Here is a 20,161-nt window from a genome sequence, read left to right as displayed (position 1 = left end):
CTCAAGGTTCGACGAAAACTCGCCAATCTCAACGCCGATTATCTCGAAAATCTCATCCGTCAAAAATCAACGTTAACCTGAAGCGATTCCCCTGGGCTTAATGTTCCCCTCCTTGTGGGGGAGATGGCCGGCAGGCCAGAGGGGGCGCGAAGGATCGTCTACATCCCGATCCTCTCTCGCCGAAATCTACTTGGGCGTACGATTGAAGCTCGACTGAGAAGCCAGCGGGCCAGCGCCCCCCTCTGCCCTGCCGGGCATCTCCCCCACGAGTGGGGAGATTGGCCGTTACACCGGCAATCCGTGTGCCCGGCGCGCCATCAGGCAATCGTCGTCCCCAGGCATGCAGGCACGGCAGACATCCGGGCGGACGTCATAGATGCCGCAAGCGGTCGACTTGCCGATCTCGCCGCACAGCGCCGAGCAGCGCACGCCCTCGCAACGCATGCCGGACAGATTGGCCGCTACATATTTTTCCGGGATGCGGTCGAGCTGCGCGTCGTCCTCGGTGGAAAAGCGCGGCCACTCGGCCGAGTAGGAACAGCAGGCGCCGCAGCTCTGGCAGTCGAACAGAGCAGCGGTGCCGCGTTGCGACAAAAGGCTCGCAGCGGCCACCAGGGCAGACAGCCCTGATGCTGCAGGATTGTGATCGGCGTCTTGCGGCAAGGCGCTATTTCTTCTTTGTCTTGCCCTTGGGCGAATCCGTCGGCGACTTGAAGAGATCGGTCGAGGTCTCGGCGCTGCTGCCGGCTTTCGGCGCGGCGACCGGCTTGGCTGGTTTCGCGGCGGCGGCCGGGGCTGCCGGCTGGTCCTTGGTGGAGAATTTTATGGCCATGTCAGTCCTCGTCGGCGAAACGCGATGATGGTGCGCGCGGATTGCGCAGGCGGCCGATCAGCGCCGAAACCGCCGTGATGTTCATTTCCTCGGGCGACCAGTTTCTGACTTCCGCGATGTGATGCACTGCGAGCTCGCGATGGGTGCTGCCGCTATAGGCGGCATCCTGATACGTCACCCGCTCATGGGTCTTGGCGTCTTCGCGGACATATTCGATCAAATAGTTAGGGCATTCGGCGCGACCGCGCACACCGACCCGCACCTGGGCATCGCCGTGGGCGCGTTTGCAGCGCTCCAGCTTTTCCAGTACCCGACGCACATATTCGACCGGCTTGTTGAGGCCATCGACCACGTCGGCGATGGTCGAGTCGGCGGCGATCAGTTTCGGAGGCACGCGCTTGGTGGCCATTAGCGTCTTCCGGCCCGTTTCGGCAAAGCGGCGAGCGCCGCGGCCGCTGCCAGCTCGTCGGCTTCCTTTTCCAGGCGCAATTCGCGCAGACGCGCGGTCTTGGCTTCTCGCGCCTCGCTGACGGCGTCGCGCTCGGAATTGATGCGGTTAAGCGACATCGACTGGGTTTGCGTCTTGCTGAACAGCGATACGGCCTGATCGACGGCTGTCTTTGAACTGGTGGTGGTCAAAATCTTTCTCCTGTCAGGAGCCTGTGCCGATACGCCAGGACCGAGACTTCGGTCGGAGGCACGCACAAAGCAATACGGGGATTCAAGTTGCTGGAGCGTCCCTTAGCACGTCCAGGCCGACGCGCAGCGCACTTTCGGCGGCTAGACCCGCAAAATGAAAAAGGCCAGGCACCGCCTGACCTTCCGTAAAGGTGCCGCGCAACCAGATGACATCCAAAAGGATGCACGGGGGATGCACGAAACGCCCTTCTCATGCGCATGACATACTGCGGAAACTCAGGTCTCCGCCGCCATGCGCCCGAATTCGCCACTCACCGGTGCCAGTACATCCGTGGCCACCGGGAGCGCTGAATTCTGTTTTCAGGCCGCCTTCAACTGGTCGGCGGACATCTTGCCCGACTTGTTGTCGCGGACCATCTCGTAGCCGAGCTTCTGGCCCTCGACGATGTCGCGCATACCGGCGCGCTCTACGGCTGAGATGTGGACAAAAACGTCGGCCGAGCCGTCGTCAGGCTGAATAAAACCAAAACCTTTGGTGGCGTTGAACCATTTAACTGTGCCGGTGCTCATGACGAACCCTTTCCATGGCAAATATTCGTTCGACGTCATGCGGATGCACGACGTCGTTTGTCCCGATTTTTGATGTGGGAAGTTCGTCAAAGGCGCGCTCGAAAGCGCGGATAACAAAAGTCAGTCAAACAAATATCGACGAAATGCTTTTAGGCTTCTTTTGGCGCGCTGTCAAATCTGCATGGACCATGCCTGCGGCAAACCGCCGGCATGACGGGCGGACAGGAACGCCAGGACAGCGCCTGCTGCCGTCAACTCGAGAAAATCTGCGGCATCAAAAAATTTTGCGCATCCGGGGAACCATCTGCGCAAAGGTGCATTTATTAGCTGTCGTCGGCAGTTCATGAGAGCAATCGAAGAACGGCTGATGGCAAAGACGCCCCCCGCGTAATAACAAGCGCGAGGGGCGTTTTATTTGGCGCGCTCACGACACCACGCTCATCCGCGGCAGGCGGGCTCTTGCCAAGGCGGACGGCACGCCGGACAACGAGTGACGCGCAGCCGGAATGTCCCTCACGCTCCAGGCCCTCATTCGTCCGGGCCAGGCTCGGGCCATGTCTCCCTGGCCGCTTCGGCATACCAATCACGCATCGCCGGCGTGGAAAGCACAGCGTCGACATAGGCTCGCGTATCGGGCGCCAGCGTGCCGCCATAGGTGTCGAAACGGGTGACGACTGGTGCATACATGGCGTCGGCGGCGGTGAAATGGCCAAACAGGAACGGACCGCCCTTGCCGTATTTTTCCCTGCACTCGCGCCACAACGCCTCGATGCGCGCCCGCTGCGCCTCGCCTTCGGCGTCGAGCGGCTTGTGGCCCTTCGGCCTGCGCAAATTCATCGGCCAGCCATAGCGGACCTCGCGAAAGCCGGAATGCATCTCGGTCGCCGCCGAACGCGCCAGTGCGCGGGCGTCGATGTCGGCCGGCCAGAGATTTTTGTCCGGAAACAGGTCAGCCAGATATTCAAGGATGGCAAGGGTTTCCCAGACGATTTTGCCATTGTGATTCAAGACCGGTACCTGGCCGGTCGGCGACACTTTCGCCAGATTGGCAAAGGTCTCAGGCGTGCGCAGCCGCACGAAACCCTCCTCGAACGGGATTTCCAGATGCCTCATTGCCACCCATGGCCGCAGCGACCATGAGGAAAAGCATTTGTTGCCGATGAAGAGCGTGAATTCAGCCATTTTTCTCTCCCCACGCACGATTACCCAGCATCCCTTTGGTCGGCGCTTGGTCACAGCCTAACTCGCCAAACTTGCCCCGGGAGGCGACAGCGCGACCTGATCTGCTGCCCGGGCGACGCCTGGAACCTAACCGACGCCGGGCTCGTTAGCTTCCCGCGGATGAATTCCTCCGAATTCAAAACTCCCAGGAGATGCGGAAAATGGTGAACAAGGATCAGGTCGCGGGTGTTGCCAAGCAGGTCAAGGGCTCGGTCAAGGAAGCCGCCGGCAAGGCAACCGGCAACAGGCGGACCCAGGCTGAAGGCACGGCCGACAAGATCGCCGGCAAGGTGCAGAAGGCCTATGGCGATGTGAAGGACAAGGTCAAGAAAGCGCTCTGATCCGACATCGAGAAACGCTCTGTTTGTCGGGAAAGGCGACCGCGAGGGCCGCCTTTTTCATGTGCTCCAGCCCTTGCTGAAAGCATTGGTGAAGGCGACCTCGCCATGATCACCGGTCGCCTCGCCCAGCACCACGTCCATGCCGTCGCTGGTTACCTTGGCCAGCGCGAAACCTCCCATATAGGCAGCCTTCGGCTTGAACAGATCGAGCCCATCCCTGCGATAGACCAGCGGCGTATCGTGCTGGTGGCCATGGAAAATGCCGACGACATTGTAGCCCTTGAGCGCCGCCAGCAGCGCCTGCCGGTCGGCCTCGCTCCGCCAGTGCGGTGCACCGATACCGTCATCGTCGTAGTGCCTTTTGGCGGCATCCCAGCGTTCTATCGAAAAGTGTCCCAGCCATAGTGCTGGAACAGGATGACCGGGCGGCCATCCGCCGCATAGGTCGCCAGATCCTGCTTCAGCCATGGCAGGCTGGAGTCGGCGCCGTGGCCGGTATCGCCGGCAAAACGATGCGTCTGGATCAGATGCAGGCCGCCCCAGTCCCAGGAATAGCAGTCGGTGGCGACGTCATAATCGGTGGCCGGCACCGGCGGCTTGAAGAAGACGCCGGCGCGATGATTGACCTCGACATAGTCGCGCAATTCGCGCCGGTACCAATTGACATGGCGCGGCGGCCCGTTCTGGTCGAGATCATGGTTGCCGAGCCCGACATAGACGGGCATGTGCACGCGATCGGGGCCAACGCCCTGCTGGTAGCGCTGGCTGAACTGGAGCAGCTGGGTGCCCTCGCTGGGTTGGGTGATCTGCCCGCCGCCATCATCGGTGATGTCCCCGCCGACGACAAGGCCAAGCGGCGCGCCGATGCGGCTGCCGGCTGAGCGCAGGCGAGTGGCAACGCCATTGATTTCGGACGGCCAATCCTTGTCCTCGAGGGCATTCAGCGCCGCAACATTGCGCAGCAGCGCGGCGTCGGTCTTGCCTTCCTGCAGGCAGTTGGGGCTCAAGCCGCTCGCATACGGCAGGCATGAACATCGGCGATGAACAGGAAGGTGGCGTCGATGGGCTGGATGCGTAGGCCGGTCTGACTGAATGCGGGGCGCGACAATGCGCCGGCCGCGGCAAAACCTACGGCCTGCGCCAAAAAGCTGCGACGAGAAAACAATCCAGGCGAACGGCTATTCATCATTTGCTGAATTCAGCATGGAGAGCGGCCGGCCGTCCAGCGCCTCTCCTTGCCGCGTGCCATCGACATGGTGCCATGGGTCTGGCATTTCTATCCTTCAGGAACCAGGCTGCCGAGGCTGCGACGAAGGCGCAAGTTCCGAAGGTTATGAGATGAAAGCCGCCGGCGCAGTAGCTAGAGCCGGGGCGCCAAGTCAAAGCGACGCGTTATCGCTGTGACATCAAAGGGTTTTCGGTCGCAGCAGTACCCTGCGGCGTCGCCTGGCTGCCAATCCGCCCTGCGATGGCGACGGCGCGCTGCGCTCCAGCCCCGCCAGACAATCCCGCAGCAGGCTCGCATCCTGCGCCGTCTTGGCCATCGACATCGCGCCGGAATAGGCGGCGACCGCCAGCGCGGCAAAGCGCTCGGGATCCGTGCCCTCGTCCCTGCCCGCCTGCTGGTCGGCTCGCACCTTGTCGGCGATCGCCTGGCGCCACCCGGCAAAAATACCGGCAAGAGCAATCCGGAAATCCGGATCGGCAAGCGACAGTTCATGCGCCAGATTGTTGAGCGGGCAGCCGCGCACGAAACCTTGCTGCTCCAGTTCGGCCGCCACGGCCTCGAACACCGCGCGCACGCCTTCGCGCGCTGACGCCGCCGCCAGCACCGGCGCGATCCATGTCTCTTCGACCGCTGCCGCAACGCGCTCGTCGATCACCGCCAGCGCCAGCGCCTTCTTGGTCGGGAAATGGTGATGCAGCGCTCCGCCGCTGACATCAGCCGCCGCCATCAGGTCGCCGATGCTAGAGGCGTGATAGCCGCGCGCCTGGAACGCGTCCTCGGCGACATCGAGCACTTTGTTGCGCATGCCTTCAGGATCGTTGATGCGTTTGCGTGGGCCCGGTTTTGGTCGAACGGTCATCTCTGCTGACATTGCCGGACTCTAGCATATTGACAAAACAGGACAACCGGTCTGTTTATAAACAGGATGATCACCCTGTTTTTAGGAGAGTCGGATAAACATGCCCCTGAATGCCACGCCGAAACCCGCGGCGCTCGCCTCGCCTGTGGTCGAATTGAGGCAATACACGCTGAAGCCCGGCCAGCGCGACACACTCATCGACATCTTCGACAGCAGGCTAATCGAGGGCCAGGAGGACGCCGGCATGACCATCATCGGCCAGTTCCGGGATCTCGATCGCCCGGACATGTTCGTCTGGATGCGCGGCTTCGATGGCATGGATGCGCGGAAAAATGCTCTCGCCAATTTCTATGGCGGGCCGGTCTGGGCGGCGCACAGCCATGCGGCCAACGCGACAATGATCGATTCCGACGATGTGCTGCTGCTAAAGCCGGCGTGGCCGGGCGCCGGCTTCGACCTTGCGGGCGCGCAGCGGCCAAGTTTGGCCATTGACGAAAAGCCCATTCAAAACAAGCCGCTGACTGGCATCGTTGTCATCCAGATTCATCATTTGCAACGCGGCACGGAGGCCGATTTCGCCAATCGCTTCGAGACTGAGACGGCGCCCCTGATGATGTCGTCTGGAGCAAACCTGCTCGCCGCTTTTGTTACCGAGCATGCCGAAAACAGTTTTCCGCGCCTGCCGGTACGGGCAAACGAAAACGTCTTCATTTCCGTCACCGGCTTCCACAGCGCCGACGCGCATGCCCGCTACAGAGCCGCCCTCGCTGCCTCGCCGGCATGGTCGCAGCTCGGTCTGACCAAACCAACGGAGATTTGGCGGCTGTCACCCACATCGCAATCGCTGGTCGGGCGTTAGACTTTAAATGCCTTGATGGCCTTTGCGATAAGGGCCGGATCTTCCCAATGCGGGTTGTGGCCACAGCTCTCGGCCCGGACTAGGACGGCTCCGGGAAGAGCCTGCAGCAATGCCTGCTGGCGGGCCTCGCCGAACAGCGGATCACAGGCGACGACATCGCGCTGGGCGTCACCGCGCTGATCGACGGGCTTTGGCTGCGGCTCGGCCTGCAGCCGGGCAGCGTCTCGCGCGAACAGGCGGTCCGCCAGGTCAAGGATTATGTCGCCGGGCGGCTGGCCCTGCGGGAGCTTGCGACCGCCGGCGCGTAAAACCGGCCCGGCTGGCCTGCCGGTTGCCAGCGGTCGAAGTTCATACCGTGGGATAGGCTCACGGCTTGACCGCGGCCGCCACTATGCGGTGCTCTCTCGACGTGCCAAAGCTGCCTCGGAGCGTCCAATGAAACTTCACAACAAGCGCGCGCTGGTCACCGGTGGGTCGGACGGTATCGGCCTGGCGATCGCCGAAGCGTTTTCGCGCGAGGGTGCGGACGTCCTCATCGTCGGCCGCGACACCAAGAAGCTCGACGCTGCCCGCAACCACCTCGGCGGCAGCGTCGAGACGCTGTCAGCCGATCTCGCTACCTCGGCCGGCATCGCAGCCGTCGTCCAGTACGTGAAAAAATCCGGCAAGCCTCTCGATATCCTCGTCAATAATGCCGGGGTGGCTTTCCTGGTGCCGTTCGAAACCGTCAGCGAAGAACAGTTCCAGCAATCCTTCGCGCTCAACGTGACGGCGGTGTTCTTCCTCACCCAGGGCCTGCTGCCGCATCTGCCAGCCGGCGCATCGGTGATCAACATCTCGTCCTACTTCGCCAACAAGATGATCCCGAAGCGGCCTTCGAGCCTCTATTCCCTGTCGAAGGGCGCGTTGAACTCGCTGACCAAATCGCTGGCCTTCGAACTCGGCCCGCGCGGCATCCGCGTCAACGCCATCGCTCCCGGCACGGTCGACACCGCCATGCGGCGCAAGACAGTCGACAATTTACCGGCCGAGGCGAAGGCGGAGCTGAAGGCCTATGTCGAGCGCAGCTATCCGCTCGGCAGAATCGGCCGTCCCGACGATCTGGCCGGCATCGCGGTCTATCTGGCGAGCGACGAGGCGGCCTGGACCAGCGGTGGCATTTTTGCGGTGGACGGCGGGTATACGGCCGGGTGAGATGCTTTTCTCCCCTTGCGGGCAGGGCTATCGCATATGGAACTCCTGAGATGTCTGCGCGGCACGGACCCCCACCCCTAACCGTTGGTGCTGACCTAGGCGAAATCGCCTGTCTTTTCGGCGCCAAAGAAGAATTAAAGGCACGCGGCAGCGTTCCCTCCCCCTTGTGGGGAGGGTTAGGGTGGGGGTCTTCTTCGCAAGAATTCATATGCGATAGCCCTGCCCTCGAGGGGGGAGATCGCGGGCAGGCCAGAGGGGGGCCCCGCGCGTGAAGCACCAGCCTCTTCGGGCGGTGACAGGAGGTTGCGCCCGGTCGAACCGACCCCCTCTGTCGCCTTCGGCGACATCTCCCCCTCAAGGGGGAGATCACCTTCAACCGATTTGCATCCCTGCCGCCCGTAATCTCCGCTTGAAGCCGTTTGTGCAACGCGATACGCCGTTGCCGACTTCGACAAGGAGAGACCCGTGACCGCTGCAAAGACCAGAACCGAAACCGACACGTTCGGCCCGATCGAAGTCGCCGCCGATCGCTATTGGGGCGCGCAGGCGCAGCGTTCTCTCGGCAATTTCAGAATAGGCTGGGAAAAGCAGCCGGCGTCGATCGTGCGCGCGCTGGGCATCGTCAAGCGGGCGGCGGCCGAGGCCAATATGGAGCTGAAGCGGCTTGATCCTTCGATCGGCAAGACGATTGTCGAGGCAGCGCAAGAGGTCATCGACGGCAAACTCAATGAGCATTTCCCGCTGGTGGTCTGGCAGACCGGCTCGGGGACCCAGTCCAACATGAACGCCAACGAGGTGATCTCCAACCGGGCGATCGAGATGCAGGGCGGCGTCATGGGCTCCAAGAAGCCGGTGCACCCCAACGACCACGTCAATATGAGCCAATCGTCGAACGACACCTATCCGACGGCCATGCACATCGCCTGCGCCGAGCGCATCGTGCACGATCTGCTGCCGGCGCTAAAACATCTGCACAAGGCCCTTGAGGCCAAGACCAAGGCCTTCGCGCACATCATCAAGATCGGCCGCACGCACACGCAGGATGCCACCCCCCTCACGCTTGGCCAGGAATTTTCGGGCTACGCCGCGCAGGTCGCCTCGTCGATCAAGCGCATCGAACTGACGCTGCCCGGCCTGCAGGAACTGGCGCAGGGCGGCACCGCCGTCGGCACCGGCCTCAACGCGCCCGTCGGCTTCGCCGAAAGGGTGGCGGATCGTATCGCCGCCATCACCGGCATTGCCTTCGTCACCGCCCCGAACAAGTTCGAGGCGCTGGCGGCCCACGATTCCATGGTGTTTTCGCACGGCGCCATCAACGCGGCGGCGGCTGCGCTGTTCAAGATCGCCAACGACATCCGCTTCCTCGGTTCCGGCCCCCGTTCGGGCCTCGGCGAACTGTCGCTGCCGGAAAACGAGCCGGGCTCGTCGATCATGCCGGGCAAGGTCAATCCGACCCAGTGCGAGGCGCTGACGCAGGTCTGCGTGCAGGTGTTCGGCAACAATGCGGCGCTTACCTTCGCCGGCAGCCAGGGCCATTTCGAGCTCAACGTCTACAACCCGCTGATGGCCTATAATTTCCTCCAGTCGGTGCAACTGCTCTCCGACGCTTCGGTCTCCTTCACCGACAATTGCGTCGTCGGCATCGAAGCGCGGGAAGACAACATCAAGGCGGCACTCGACCGCTCGCTGATGCTGGTGACCGCGCTGGCGCCGACCATCGGCTACGACAATGCAGCCAAGATCGCCAAGACCGCGCACAAGAAGGGCACCACCCTGCGCGAGGAAGCGCTCGCCACCGGGCTGGTCAGCGAAGCCGACTACGACCGGCTGGTGCGGCCGGAGGACATGACGCATCCGGGGTAAGCAATTCCAGGAAAAGTGTCTTGCGGTTTTCCGTCCGGAATTGCGTCGACCAGAAATCCGGTATTTCGCGAGGGGAGAATTTACTCCTGTCGCAACCGGGCCCGACGCGAATTTTGCGCAAGTCATCCGATCACGGAAATGTAATTGCTGTGAACAATGTGTCGCCAGTCTGGCGGCTTTGGTGAACAGTCCGCGTGCTCTATCTCACCGGTATCAACCCCTTTCCCGGAGAGAGTCACCATGTCCACCAACACTTCAGTCGCCGGTTCCAGCGCATCCAATGCCTCGACCACCATCCTCCTCGGCCGCGTCCTGCTTGCGGTCATCTTCCTGCTTTCAGGTTTCGGCAAGCTCACCGCCATCGCCGGCACAGCCGGCTATTTCGGCAGCCTCGGCCTGCCCTTGCCGACTGTAACGGCCATTGTCGTCGGCCTGATCGAGCTTCTCGGCGGCCTCGCCATCCTCGTCGGCTTCCAGACACGAGTCGTGGCCTGGGTGCTCGCGGTTTTCACGGTCGCTACCGGCCTGGTTGCCCACACCGGTTGGGCCGACCAGATGCAGATGATCCAATTTCTCAAGAACCTCGCTATCGCGGGCGGCTTCCTCGTGCTGGCTTCCTCGGGCGCCGGCTCCTATTCGATCGACGCCAAGCGCGGCTGATCCACTACCACCAACGATCAAAAAAGAGGGGCGCGGAATTTTCCGCGCCCCTCTTTCGTTGTTTGTGCAGGCGCCCCAGCCAGCCGATTCCTGCTAAGGTGGCAGCGTCGGAATTGGCACAACCGCCCGGCTCGACCGACAACGGAGGTAACCATGCCCCGCAACGCGCTGCTTCTGCTTTCCCGGCTGCTGCTTGCCGCCCTGTTCGTGCCCTCCGGTTTCCAAGCGTTGAGCGATATTGCCGGCACCACTGGCTATTTCGCCGGCCTCGGCCTGCCGCTGCCGACGCTTGCCGCCTGGGGCACGGGACTGTTCGAACTGATCGCCGGGCTGCTCATTCTGGTTGGTTTCCAGACCCGGATCACGGCGCTGCTGCTCGCCGCCTTCTGCATTGTCGCCGGTTTCATCGGCCATTACGGCCAGGGCGGCGGCGACGCGATGCTCGCCTTCCTGCACCAGCAGATGCTGATGAAGGATATCGCCATATCAGGCGGTTTCCTGGCGCTTGCCATGGCGGGCGCCGGCGCATGGTCGGTCGACAGACGTGGCGCGGTTTGATATCTTTGCTCAGACGCGCCCGAGCTGGTCGACCCCCACTCCGTCTCGGCTTCGCCAAGCCACCTCTCCCCCGATCGACGGGGTAGAGGAAGGACGCGAGCCTATTGCCGCCAACGCTGTTTCAACGAGGCTCCCTTCCTTTCCCTCCGGAGGGGGAAAGGTGGCGCTGCGAAGCAGCGACGGATTGGGGGAAGCCGGTCCACAAACGCGAAGCCGCCGACGACCCGCTTGAATCAGATAAGACATGGCCTGCTATCAGGCAGCGGCTATTTCACCGAGACACTCGGACCGCCCTCGACGGCCAGCACCAGCCGGCGGTTGGTGATCCTTGCCAATTGCGCCAGGCGTCCGGCCGGCCGCTCGCCATAAAGGTCGGCCAGCGATGCCGGCAAGACCAGCGCCAGCACGCCATTGCCGCGCTGTTCCCATTTCAGCCTGGGCATGATGCCCGGCATCGACGCTGTCAGCAGGTAGACGACGCGCATCATTGCGGCGAGCACGCGGGCGCGCTCCAGATAACGCGGCGGAGCCAGCGCCTTGATTTCGGGCGCGATGGCTTCGTTGAAGATGCCGTCGTGACGATAGGCGTTGGCCATTGCCAGGAAGGCACGGCCGGGATGGTCGACACCGAAGAAGGACGCGTGGGCAATGATGTTGAGCGACTGCTTGCCGCGATATTCGGGATGCGCGCGCCAGCCGATGTCGGCCAGCAATGCGGCCGCATGGCGATAGCGTGCCTCATCCTCGGTCTCGTCGATGCCGAAGGCGGCAAAGGTCCTGGCAGTCCAGTCGACAAGTTCATGCGCATGGGTGACGGAGCGCGAGCGCAGCCGGGCGAGTTCCTCCGAGGCCGAAATCAACGGATCGGCCTTCTGCTCGGCCTCGTCGAGCAGCGAATAGAGAAAGCCTTCGCGCACGCCGAGCGCCGAGACGATGATCTTCGACGGCTGCATCGCCGCCATGATCTCCTGCAGCACGATGGCGCCGTAAGGCAGCAGCGAACGGCGGTTCTTGGAAACGCCCTCGATCCCCTTGACCTTCTCGATCTCGGCTTTGGCCACCTGCTTGAGGAAATTCGCCGCGCTTTCGGCCGATATCTCGTAGTGGTGCATGACGCCGAGCGGATAGTTGGTCATTTCCATGTGCAGCCGGGCGAGATTTCGCCAGGTGCCGCCGACGGCGTAAAAGGGCCTGCCCTGCCCGCCTTTCAACAGCTTTGCCTTCGCGAGTTCGTCACGCGCGATCTTTGCCGCCTGGGTCAGCGAGTTCTTGGCCATGTCCTGCAGGCGCAGGCCGCCCAGCGGCAGCGTTATGCCGTCGCCGATCGCTTCACCGTCGACATCGACCAGTTCGAGGCTGCCGCCACCCAGATCGCCGGCGATGCCATTGGCCGGATGGAAGCCGGAAATGACGCCGAGCGCCGAATAATAGGCTTCTTGACGGCCGCTGATCACACGGATCTCGGTCTTGAGCACGTCCTCGGCGCGGTGAATGAAATCGGGACCGTTGATAGCCTCGCGGGCGGCGGCGGTGGCCAGCACATACATCTGTTCGGCGCCGGCCTGGTCGGAGAGCGCGCGAAAGCGGCGGAACTCTTCCATCGAGCGGGTCACCGCCTCGGGGTCGAGCTTGCCGGTCGAAACGATGCCGCGGCCGAGACCGGCCAGCATCTTTTCGTTGAACAGCATGGTCGGCGAACGCGCCAGCCCCTCATAGACGACGAGACGGATCGAATTCGATCCGATGTCGATGATGGACAGCGGTCGGCGGTCCTGCAACCGGCCCTGGGAATCAGACAGCATCAGCCGGACGCTGCGGCGTTCTTCTTGCGGCGCTTGAACTGCGCAATGCGCTTGGGCGCATGCGACTTCAGCGCGTCACCCCGTCCCGACAGGCTCGGATTGGTCATGAAATATTCCTGCGCGTTGAACGGTTCCTCACCCTCTTCCAGCACCACGCGCCGGGAGGTTCCATCAGCCAATACGTCGAAACTTTGCTGATTGTCCATGATGTTGCCCAGCATGATCTGGCCAAGGATCTGTTCATGCACAGTTGGGTTGGTGATCGGCACCATGGTTTCGACGCGGCGGTCGAGATTGCGTGGCATGAGGTCCGCCGAAGAGATGTAGACGATCGCCTCGTCCGACGGCAGGCCGTGGCCGTTGCCGAAGCAATAGATGCGGCTGTGCTCGAGAAACCGCCCGACGATCGATTTGACACGGATGTTTTCCGACAGGCCCGGAACCTGCGGCCGCAGGCAGCAGATGCCGCGCACGACAAGGTCGATCTCGACGCCGGCGCGGCTGGCATCGTAGAGCGCGTCGATGATGATCGGATCGACGAGCGCGTTCATCTTCATCCAGATGCGTGCCGGCTTGCCTTCGACAGCATAGGCAATCTCGTCGGCAATATGCTTCAAGATGCGGCTTCTCAGCGTGAACGGCGAGATCGCCAGGCGCATTTCATCCGTCGGCTCGGCATAGCCGGTGATGAAATTGAAGAGCTGGGCGACATCGCGCGCAATCGTCGGATCGGTGGTGAAGAAGGACAGGTCGGTGTAGATGCGCGCGGTCACCGGATGGTAGTTGCCGGTGCCGAGATGCACATAATTGCGCAGCTTGCCGTCCTCGCGCCGCACCACCAGCGACATTTTCGCATGCGTCTTCAGCTCAAGGAAGCCGAACACGACCTGCACGCCGGCACGTTCCAGGTCGCGCGCCCAGCGGATGTTGGCTTCCTCGTCGAAGCGCGCCTTGAGTTCGACCAGCGCTGTAACCGACTTGCCGGCCTCGGCCGCGTCGACCAGCGCGCGCACGATCGGGCTGTCATTGGAAGTGCGGTAAAGCGTCTGCTTGATCGCCACCACTTCCGGGTCGGCCATCGCCTGGCGCAGGAACTGCACCACCACGTCGAAGGATTCGTAAGGATGGTGGACGACGATGTCCTTCTCGCGGATGGCGGCAAAACAGTCGCCGCCATGCTCGCGGATGCGTTCGGGAAAGCGCGGATTGTAAGGCGTGAATTTGAGATCGTCGCGGGGAACGGCGACGATCTCGGAAATCTGGCTGAGCGCCAGCGGACCGGTCAAGACGCTGATGCGGCTCGACGAGACACCAAGCTCGCCGGCGACGAAGTCGCGCAGTTCCGCCGGCATCAGTATGTCGAACTCGATCCGGATCACCGAGCCGCGGCGGCGCCGCTTCAGCGCCGTCTCGAACAGGCGCACGAGATCTTCCGACTCCTCCTCGACCTCGATATCGCTATCCCGGATGATGCGGAATGTGCCGGAGCCCTTGACCTCGTAGCCGGGAAAGAGCTTGCCGATATAAAGGCCGACCGCCTCTTCCAGCGGGATGAAGCGGACATGGCGCTTGCGGTCCGGCAGACGGATGAAGCGCTTGAGCGCCACCGGCAGGCGCAGCAGCGCGCTCATCTCTTCGCCGTTCTTGCGATGGCGCAATTGCAGCGCCATCGAGAAGCCGAGATTGGGGATGAACGGGAACGGGTGCGCCGGGTCGATCGACAGCGGGGTCAGCACCGGGAACACCTGCTCCTGGAAATGGTCTTCCAGCCAGATTTTCTCGTCCTTGGTCAGCGCATCGCGGGTGATGGTCTCGATGCCCTCCTTGTTGAGCAGCACCGTGAGCGCAGACAGGCTCTTCTGCTGGTCTTCCTGCAGCCGCTCGACCTCGCGCAGCAGTTGTTCCAGCTGCTGTTCGGGAGTGCGCCCGTCAGGGCTTTTCAGCACGATGCCTTCGCGCACCTGGCCGGCGAGGCCGGCGACGCGCACCATGAAAAACTCGTCGAGATTGGCGGCCGAGATCGACAGGAAGCGGACACGCTCCAGCAGCGGATGATTGAGGTTCAGCGATTCTTCAAGAACGCGCCGATTGAACTGCAGCCAGGAAAACTCGCGGTTGACGAAACGATCGGGATTGCCCCCCTCCGGGCTTGCCACCTCCGCATTGATGAATTCGCTCTGCACCGGCTTCAGTTCGTTCATATTCCGCTCTTCCACACCGTCTGCCGGCTAGGGCGCTGCGCGTCCTCCAGGACGCGCAAAGGACGCTCTACCACTCCAAGGCGACGCATGATCCTTTCCGAAAACCGACGTCGGTTTTCCGGGTCATGCGTTAACCGGCTTAACTTATCCTCTGACAGGCTTTTGCGACAGTTTCATTTCATCGAACTTGCAAAGAGGCCTGTTATGATCCAGATGCAGAAGAGACTGCGTTAAGGAGACGACGATGGCAGGCGGTTCCATTCCCCATTTCCAGAACGATGCGGGCTACCCGGCTATCGACATCGGCGTCAAGGAATTCATGTGCACGGGCGCCAACCCGCCTTTCGATCACCCGCATGTGTTTCTCGACATGGGCGACGACAACGAAAAAGTCTGCCCCTATTGCTCGACGCTCTACCGCTATTCGCCCAAGCTGAAGGCGACGGAAACGCTGCCGGCCGGGTGCATCTATATCGACCAGGCCGCCTGATTCCTTCGCGACAAACCCGATGAACGAAACGCGCTCCCGGCAGGTCGTCATCGCCGGGGCGGGCGTCGCCGGGCTGACCGCAGCGCTTGCTTTCGCCAAACACGGCTATTCCGTGCAGGTGTTCGAACAGGCGCCACGCCTGGAAGCGGTAGGCGCCGGCCTCCAGCTTTCTCCCAATGCGACGCGCATTCTTCGCCAGCTTGGCGTGCTCGACCGGCTGCTGCCGGCAGCGGTGCGGCCGGGAGCCGTGGTGTTGAAGGATGCCGCGACGCTGCGCGAACTGGCACGCGTGCCGTTGGGGCAAGCCGCCGAGACGCGCTGGCAGGCGCCCTATCTCGTCGCCCACAGGGCCGACCTGCAGAGTGCGCTGATGGCGCGCGCCGACGAGATCGCCGACATCAAGATCGTCACTGGCGCCCGCCTCCACGGCATTGCCACCGGAACCCATGGCATCACCGCGACGGTCGAGATCGACGGCAAATCCATCGCGGCCGAGGGGTTCCTGCTGATCGGCGCCGATGGCGTCTGGTCGTCGGTGCGCGGGCTTGTCGATTCGGCCAAGGGGGCTGCCTCGCCAAGAAGCCGCTTTTCCGGCGAACTGGCCTGGCGCGCGACCATTGCCGCGCAGAGTGCCGCAGGGCAGGCATTCGCAGCGATCGGCGCCAAGGACTGCGTCACCACTTTCCTGCACCCGGGCTTCCATATGGTCGCCTATCCCGTCAGCAAGGGTGACGCCTTCAACCTCGTCGCCTTCACCAAGGGCGAACGCATTGCCGAAGGCTGGTCCGGCCATGCCGACCCCGGCATCCTGACCGATGCCACGCGCGGCACGCAGCCAGGCCTTGCAAGACTGGTGGAAATGACTGGCCCCTGGCTGACCTGGCCACTCCATACGGTCGACCAGAAGCAACCCTGGACAACGCCGGACGGCATGGCGCTAATCGGCGACGCGGCCCATGCGATGACGCCGTTCGCGGCGCAAGGCGCGGCCATGGCGATCGAGGATGCGGCGACGCTTGCCGATATCATTGCCGACTCCCCTGCCGATCCTCTGGCCGCGCTTGCCGTCTGGGAGCAGTCACGGCGGCCGCGTGTCGCGCAGGTCGCCCGACGCGGCGCTGTCAACCGGCTGGCCTGGCATGCCTCGGGTCCAGTGGCGATCGCGCGCAATGTGTTCCTGAAAATCCGCTCGTCGGAAAAACTCGCGGCGGATTTGGACTGGCTCTATGGGTGGTCAGCGGAGGCTGTTGTCAAGCGTTGACAGGCCGGCGGGACAGCGCCCCCTCTGTCCTGCCGGACATCTCCCCCACTTGGGGGGAGATCGGCCGGCACCGCCGATTTCGCCAATCTCGAACGCTGCAGAAAGAGCGGGGCGCCGAAACCGCCAATCTCCCCCCTCGTGGGGGAGATGTCCGGCAGGACAGAGGGGGGCGCGAAGGAATGAGGCGGATCGCATCAGGCCGACGCAAGAACCTGCCCACGCTAATTATACAGCCGCATCGACAGGCCGAGCGATACCGGCAGCGGGTTCCACCAGCCGGTGAATGGCGGCCCTGCAAACGCGCCCCGGCACGACACGAGCCGACCGCCTCCTGTTCATCCATACGCAAAAAAGCCCGGCACTGTTTCAGCCGGGCTCTTTGTGATCATCGGAAGGCTAGTGCAGGATCTGCGACAGGAACAGCTTTGTGCGCTCGTGGCGCGGGTGGTCGAAGAACTCGGCCGGCGTGTTCTGCTCGACGATCTGGCCCTGGTCCATGAAGATCACACGGTTGGCGACCTTGCGGGCAAAGCCCATCTCATGGGTGACGCACAGCATGGTCATGCCTTCTTCGGCGAGCCCGACCATGGTCTCCAGCACTTCCTTGATCATTTCCGGATCGAGCGCCGAGGTCGGCTCATCGAACAGCATGATACGCGGGTTCATGCACAGCGAGCGGGCGATGGCCACGCGCTGCTGCTGGCCGCCGGACAGCTGGCCGGGATATTTGTGGGCCTGTTCCGGGATCTTGACGCGCTTGAGGAAATGCATGGCGATTTCCTCGGCCTGCTTCTTCGGTGTCTTGCGCACCCAGATCGGCGCCAGCGTGCAGTTCTCCAGGATGGTCAGATGCGGGAACAGGTTGAAGTGCTGGAACACCATGCCGACCTCGCGGCGCACCTCGTCGATCTTCTTGAGATCGTTGGTCAATTCCTTGCCGTCGACGATGATCTTGCCCTTCTGGTGCTCTTCCAGACGGTTTATGCAGCGGATCATCGTCGATTTGCCGGAGCCCGAAGGGCCGCAGATGACGATGCGCTCGCCGCGCATTACTTTTAGATTGATATCCTTGAGCACATGGAACTCGCCATACCATTTGTGCATGGCGATGATGTCGATGGCGACATCGGTGGTGGAAATCTGCATCTTGGCGGCGTTGACCTTGATCTCTTCCGCGCTGACGGCATTTTCGGTGGCCATGACAGGGTCCCCTTGTTCTTTTGTTTAGCGTTTGTGGCCGGTGTCGAGCCGGCGTTCGGTGAACATTGAATAGCGCGACATGCCGAAGCAGAACAGCCAGAAGACGAAGGCCGCGAAGATCAGGCCGGACCTGGCCGTCTGGGCGGTTGCCCAGTTTGCATCGGAGAAGTTCTGCTTGACGATGCCGAGCAGATCGAACATCGAGATGATGATGACCAGGCTGGTGTCCTTGAACATGCCGATGAAGGTGTTGACGATGCCCGGGATGACCAGTTTCAGCGCCTGCGGCATGACGATGAAATACATCTTCTGCCAATAGCCGAGGCCGAGCGAATCCGCACCTTCATACTGGCCCTTGGGGATCGCCTGCAGGCCGCCGCGCACCACTTCGGCCATATAGGCGGCGGCAAACAGCGACACGCCGATCAGCGCCCGCAGGAACTTGTCGAAGCTGACGCCGGCCGGCAGAAACAGCGGCAGCATCACACTGGCAAAGAACAACACGGTGATCAGCGGGATGCCGCGCACCGTCTCGATGAAGACGACGCACAGCGTCTTGATGATCGGCATCCTGGAACGGCGGCCGAGCGCCAGCACGATGCCAAGCGGCAGCGACACGGCAATACCGACGAACGACAGGCTGAGCGTTACCAGCAGCCCGCCCCACATCGAGGTTTCGACATGTGGCAGGCCGAACATGCCGCCGACAAGCAGGACGAAGGCAACGACCGGCAGCACGAAGAACAGCAGAATCGCATTCAGCCCTTTACGCGGCACCTTCGGGATAAGCATCGGCACCAGCAGCGCCACGAACAGGATGGCGACCAGAATCGGCCGCCAGCGCTCCTCGATAGGATAGCGCCCGACCATGAACTGGCCGAATTTGGCGTTGACGAAAGCCCAGCAGGCGCCGGTCCAGCCATCCGGCTGGATGCCGCCTTGCGCCACTGTTGCGCATACGGTCCGGTCCGGCCCGGTCCACACGGCGTTGATGAACGCCCAGTTGATGATTTGCGGCAGGATCATCGCCACCAGCGCGATGCCGACGATTGTCAAAATGGTGTCGCCGGTAGAAGCGATCAGGTTCTTGCGCACCCACGCACCGAGGCCAGTGACACTGGCGGGCGCCGGTTGCGCCATCGCCATTTCGGTGCGCACCCAGGACATATCATGTTCTTGCATGTCCTTACCTCACCTCTCCACCAGCGCCATCTTGGCGTTGAACCAGTTCATCACAAGCGAGGTCAGGAGGCTGATGGCCAGATAGATCACCATCATGATCACCACGCCCTCGACGGCCTGGCCGGTCTGGTTCAGCACTGTGCCGGCGGTCGCCGTCAGGTCCGGATAGCCGATGGCGATAGCGAGCGACGAGTTCTTGGTCAGATTGAGATACTGGCTGGTCAGCGGCGGAATGACGATGCGCATGGCCTGCGGCACGACGACCAGCCGCAGGATCGACCCAGGCCGCAACCCCAACGCGCCGGCAGCTTCCGTCTGGCCTTTGCTGACGCCCCTGATGCCGGCGCGTACGATCTCGGCGATGAAGGCGGCGGTATAGCAGGATAGCGCCAGATACAGCGACAGGAACTCCGGCCTGACCTGGAAGCCGCCGGTCAGGTTGAAGGTCGATTGCTTGGGGTAATCGAAACTCAAGGGGAAGCCGCTCAGCGCATAGGCGAGCAGCGGCAGCCCGACGATCAGCGCCAGGGCTGTCCACAACACTGGAAATTGCTGTCCGGTCGCCATCTGCCGTTGCCGCGCCTTGCGCGCGACGAACCACGCCATGGCGATGCCGACAAGCAGAGCGACGAAGATCAGCCAGGAGCCGTCGCCCCAGACGGCGCGTGGAAAATAGAAGCCGCGCTGGTTGAGGAAGGAGCCGAATGGCAAATTGATGCTGTCGCGTGGTGCCGGCAGCACGGCCAGCACGCCGGAATACCAGAAGAAGATGACCAGCAATGGCGGGATGTTGCGGAAGACCTCGACATAGACCGTGCAGATCTTCCTGATCAGCCAGTTCTGCGAAAGCCGGCCGATCCCGACGATGAAGCCGATGATTGTCGCGGTGATGATGCCGACGACGGCAACGATCACGGTGTTGAGGAAGCCGACCAGAATGGCGCGGCCATAGGTCGAATCCGATGAATAGGCGATGGCGCTCTCGCTGATGTCGAAGCCGGCGCGGCCCTTGAGGAAGCCGAAGCCTGAAGCGATGTGCAGGCGCGTCAGATTGTCGATGACGTTGTGGGCAATCCACCAGACGCCCGCCACCAGCAGAACGACGACCAGCGCCTGGAAGAATATGCCCCGGACCTTCGGATCGTTGATGAAGGAGCCGCGGCTGGGCTCCTCGCGAAGAACTTCCTGCGATGCCATTCGA

The 20,161-nt window shown here is 62.6% G+C and carries 21 protein-coding genes and 2 pseudogenes; 10 read left to right on the top strand and 13 right to left on the bottom strand.

The genetic code is table 11. The annotated features are described in order from the left end of the window. Positions 1-285: 285 nt before the first annotated feature. From NKI38_RS08625 to NKI38_RS08605, 5 genes are all read right to left on the bottom strand, one after another. On the bottom strand, positions 286-663 hold the full coding sequence (locus NKI38_RS08625) for a YkgJ family cysteine cluster protein (RefSeq protein ID WP_352656413.1): 378 nt from the start codon (positions 661-663) through the stop codon (positions 286-288). Positions 664-667: 4 nt separating this feature from the next. After that, positions 668-832 (bottom strand): hypothetical protein, encoded by a 165-nt coding sequence (locus NKI38_RS08620; protein WP_352656411.1) that lies wholly within the window; start codon positions 830-832, stop codon positions 668-670. Between the two features lies 1 nt (position 833). Further along, positions 834-1,241, bottom strand: coding sequence for a hypothetical protein (locus tag NKI38_RS08615; RefSeq protein WP_352656410.1), 408 nt, complete (start codon positions 1,239-1,241; stop codon positions 834-836). Next, positions 1,241-1,471 carry a hypothetical protein gene (locus NKI38_RS08610; RefSeq protein ID WP_352636153.1) on the bottom strand — a complete coding sequence of 77 codons (231 nt, stop codon included), beginning with the start codon at positions 1,469-1,471 and terminating at the stop codon, positions 1,241-1,243. The genes NKI38_RS08615 and NKI38_RS08610 overlap by 1 nt, the downstream gene beginning before the upstream one ends. A 360-nt stretch (positions 1,472-1,831) precedes the next feature. Then, on the bottom strand, positions 1,832-2,041 hold the full coding sequence (locus NKI38_RS08605) for a cold-shock protein (RefSeq protein ID WP_010915421.1): 210 nt from the start codon (positions 2,039-2,041) through the stop codon (positions 1,832-1,834). 14 nt (positions 2,042-2,055) lie between these two features. Here NKI38_RS08605 and NKI38_RS08600 point away from each other — a divergent pair, with 14 nt between their 5' ends. Next, positions 2,056-2,388, top strand: coding sequence for a hypothetical protein (locus NKI38_RS08600; RefSeq protein WP_352656408.1), 333 nt, complete (start codon positions 2,056-2,058; stop codon positions 2,386-2,388). Between the two features lie 181 nt (positions 2,389-2,569). Here NKI38_RS08600 and NKI38_RS08595 read toward each other — a convergent pair whose 3' ends face one another. After that, positions 2,570-3,223 (bottom strand): glutathione S-transferase family protein, encoded by a 654-nt coding sequence (locus NKI38_RS08595; RefSeq protein ID WP_352656406.1) that lies wholly within the window; start codon positions 3,221-3,223, stop codon positions 2,570-2,572. Between the two features lie 191 nt (positions 3,224-3,414). Between NKI38_RS08595 and NKI38_RS08590 the strand changes: the two genes are divergently transcribed. After that, positions 3,415-3,603, top strand: coding sequence for a CsbD family protein (locus NKI38_RS08590; RefSeq protein ID WP_352656404.1), 189 nt, complete (start codon positions 3,415-3,417; stop codon positions 3,601-3,603). A 57-nt stretch (positions 3,604-3,660) separates the two neighbouring features. Here the strand turns inward: NKI38_RS08590 and NKI38_RS08585 are convergent. Next, positions 3,661-4,792, bottom strand: a pseudogene (locus tag NKI38_RS08585) (metallophosphoesterase). A gap of 217 nt (positions 4,793-5,009) precedes the next feature. Next, positions 5,010-5,636, bottom strand: coding sequence for a TetR/AcrR family transcriptional regulator (locus NKI38_RS08580; RefSeq protein WP_352656402.1), 627 nt, complete (start codon positions 5,634-5,636; stop codon positions 5,010-5,012). A gap of 148 nt (positions 5,637-5,784) precedes the next feature. Between NKI38_RS08580 and NKI38_RS08575 the strand changes: the two genes are divergently transcribed. The 6 genes and pseudogenes from NKI38_RS08575 (at position 5,785) to NKI38_RS08550 (ending at position 10,824) form a co-directional block, all read left to right on the top strand. Then, positions 5,785-6,549, top strand: coding sequence for an NIPSNAP family protein (locus tag NKI38_RS08575; protein ID WP_352656435.1), 765 nt, complete (start codon positions 5,785-5,787; stop codon positions 6,547-6,549). A gap of 116 nt (positions 6,550-6,665) precedes the next feature. Next, a pseudogene (locus NKI38_RS08570) lies at positions 6,666-6,857 on the top strand (TetR family transcriptional regulator C-terminal domain-containing protein); the annotation flags it as partial. 127 nt (positions 6,858-6,984) lie between these two features. Continuing rightward, positions 6,985-7,743, top strand: coding sequence for an SDR family NAD(P)-dependent oxidoreductase (locus NKI38_RS08565; protein ID WP_352656400.1), 759 nt, complete (start codon positions 6,985-6,987; stop codon positions 7,741-7,743). A 465-nt stretch (positions 7,744-8,208) separates the two neighbouring features. Then, the gene (gene fumC / locus NKI38_RS08560) at positions 8,209-9,606 is read left to right on the top strand and encodes a class II fumarate hydratase (protein WP_352656398.1); all 1,398 of its coding nucleotides are present in this window, start codon (positions 8,209-8,211) and stop codon (positions 9,604-9,606) included. A gap of 240 nt (positions 9,607-9,846) precedes the next feature. Further along, positions 9,847-10,266 carry a DoxX family protein gene (locus NKI38_RS08555; protein ID WP_352656396.1) on the top strand — a complete coding sequence of 140 codons (420 nt, stop codon included), beginning with the start codon at positions 9,847-9,849 and terminating at the stop codon, positions 10,264-10,266. 153 nt (positions 10,267-10,419) lie between these two features. Continuing rightward, the gene (locus NKI38_RS08550; RefSeq protein WP_352656394.1) at positions 10,420-10,824 is read left to right on the top strand and encodes a DoxX family protein; all 405 of its coding nucleotides are present in this window, start codon (positions 10,420-10,422) and stop codon (positions 10,822-10,824) included. A gap of 266 nt (positions 10,825-11,090) precedes the next feature. On the opposite strand, the gene ppx is transcribed toward NKI38_RS08550, so the two are convergent. Together ppx and NKI38_RS08540 are read right to left on the bottom strand one after the other, a co-directional pair. Beyond that, the gene (ppx, locus tag NKI38_RS08545; protein ID WP_352656392.1) at positions 11,091-12,626 is read right to left on the bottom strand and encodes an exopolyphosphatase; all 1,536 of its coding nucleotides are present in this window, start codon (positions 12,624-12,626) and stop codon (positions 11,091-11,093) included. Further along, positions 12,626-14,827, bottom strand: coding sequence for an RNA degradosome polyphosphate kinase (locus NKI38_RS08540; RefSeq protein WP_352656390.1), 2,202 nt, complete (start codon positions 14,825-14,827; stop codon positions 12,626-12,628). Before NKI38_RS08540 ends, ppx begins: the two co-directional genes overlap by 1 nt. A gap of 244 nt (positions 14,828-15,071) precedes the next feature. On the opposite strand from NKI38_RS08540, the gene NKI38_RS08535 reads away from it, so the two are divergent. Both NKI38_RS08535 and NKI38_RS08530 read left to right on the top strand, forming a co-directional pair. Continuing rightward, positions 15,072-15,317 carry a zinc-finger domain-containing protein gene (locus tag NKI38_RS08535; protein ID WP_023761953.1) on the top strand — a complete coding sequence of 82 codons (246 nt, stop codon included), beginning with the start codon at positions 15,072-15,074 and terminating at the stop codon, positions 15,315-15,317. A 19-nt stretch (positions 15,318-15,336) separates the two neighbouring features. After that, entirely contained in the window at positions 15,337-16,578 is a 1,242-nt protein-coding gene (locus NKI38_RS08530; RefSeq protein WP_352656388.1) for an FAD-dependent monooxygenase, read from the top strand. Positions 16,579-16,974: 396 nt separating this feature from the next. Here NKI38_RS08530 and NKI38_RS08525 read toward each other — a convergent pair whose 3' ends face one another. The 3 genes from NKI38_RS08525 to NKI38_RS08515 form a co-directional block, all read right to left on the bottom strand. Beyond that, positions 16,975-17,724: an amino acid ABC transporter ATP-binding protein gene (locus NKI38_RS08525; protein WP_031260969.1), complete on the bottom strand. Its 750-nt coding sequence runs from the start codon at positions 17,722-17,724 to the stop codon at positions 16,975-16,977. A gap of 78 nt (positions 17,725-17,802) precedes the next feature. Next, the gene (locus tag NKI38_RS08520) at positions 17,803-18,960 is read right to left on the bottom strand and encodes an amino acid ABC transporter permease (protein ID WP_352656386.1); all 1,158 of its coding nucleotides are present in this window, start codon (positions 18,958-18,960) and stop codon (positions 17,803-17,805) included. Positions 18,961-18,969: 9 nt separating this feature from the next. Next, entirely contained in the window at positions 18,970-20,157 is a 1,188-nt protein-coding gene (locus NKI38_RS08515) for an amino acid ABC transporter permease (RefSeq protein WP_352656384.1), read from the bottom strand. Between the last annotated feature and the right edge of the window lie 4 nt (positions 20,158-20,161).

Source organism: Mesorhizobium sp. M0621 (assembly GCF_040320745.1).
Taxonomy (GTDB): Bacteria; Pseudomonadota; Alphaproteobacteria; order Rhizobiales; family Rhizobiaceae; genus Mesorhizobium.
The sequence above is the reverse complement of the archived record's forward strand: the minus strand, read 5'-3'. Positions and strand labels throughout refer to the sequence as shown.

Excerpts from the sequence above, each read along its gene's own strand:
- NKI38_RS08620 (WP_352656411.1), bottom strand. The coding sequence starts at position 832 with ATGGCCATAAAATTCTCCACCAAGGACCAGCCGGCAGCCCCGGCCGCC.
- NKI38_RS08615 (WP_352656410.1), bottom strand. The coding sequence starts at position 1,241 with ATGGCCACCAAGCGCGTGCCTCCGAAACTGATCGCCGCCGACTCGACC.
- NKI38_RS08605 (WP_010915421.1), bottom strand. The coding sequence starts at position 2,041 with ATGAGCACCGGCACAGTTAAATGGTTCAACGCCACCAAAGGTTTTGGT.
- NKI38_RS08600 (WP_352656408.1), top strand. The coding sequence starts at position 2,056 with ATGGCAAATATTCGTTCGACGTCATGCGGATGCACGACGTCGTTTGTC.
- NKI38_RS08595 (WP_352656406.1), bottom strand. The coding sequence starts at position 3,223 with ATGGCTGAATTCACGCTCTTCATCGGCAACAAATGCTTTTCCTCATGG.
- NKI38_RS08590 (WP_352656404.1), top strand. The coding sequence starts at position 3,415 with ATGCGGAAAATGGTGAACAAGGATCAGGTCGCGGGTGTTGCCAAGCAG.
- NKI38_RS08580 (WP_352656402.1), bottom strand. The coding sequence starts at position 5,636 with ATGCGCAACAAAGTGCTCGATGTCGCCGAGGACGCGTTCCAGGCGCGC.
- NKI38_RS08565 (WP_352656400.1), top strand. The coding sequence starts at position 6,985 with ATGAAACTTCACAACAAGCGCGCGCTGGTCACCGGTGGGTCGGACGGT.
- NKI38_RS08555 (WP_352656396.1), top strand. The coding sequence starts at position 9,847 with ATGTCCACCAACACTTCAGTCGCCGGTTCCAGCGCATCCAATGCCTCG.
- NKI38_RS08550 (WP_352656394.1), top strand. The coding sequence starts at position 10,420 with ATGCCCCGCAACGCGCTGCTTCTGCTTTCCCGGCTGCTGCTTGCCGCC.
- ppx (WP_352656392.1), bottom strand. The coding sequence starts at position 12,626 with ATGCTGTCTGATTCCCAGGGCCGGTTGCAGGACCGCCGACCGCTGTCC.
- NKI38_RS08540 (WP_352656390.1), bottom strand. The coding sequence starts at position 14,827 with ATGAACGAACTGAAGCCGGTGCAGAGCGAATTCATCAATGCGGAGGTG.
- NKI38_RS08535 (WP_023761953.1), top strand. The coding sequence starts at position 15,072 with ATGGCAGGCGGTTCCATTCCCCATTTCCAGAACGATGCGGGCTACCCG.
- NKI38_RS08530 (WP_352656388.1), top strand. The coding sequence starts at position 15,337 with ATGAACGAAACGCGCTCCCGGCAGGTCGTCATCGCCGGGGCGGGCGTC.
- NKI38_RS08525 (WP_031260969.1), bottom strand. The coding sequence starts at position 17,724 with ATGCAGATTTCCACCACCGATGTCGCCATCGACATCATCGCCATGCAC.
- NKI38_RS08520 (WP_352656386.1), bottom strand. The coding sequence starts at position 18,960 with ATGCAAGAACATGATATGTCCTGGGTGCGCACCGAAATGGCGATGGCG.
- NKI38_RS08515 (WP_352656384.1), bottom strand. The coding sequence starts at position 20,157 with ATGGCATCGCAGGAAGTTCTTCGCGAGGAGCCCAGCCGCGGCTCCTTC.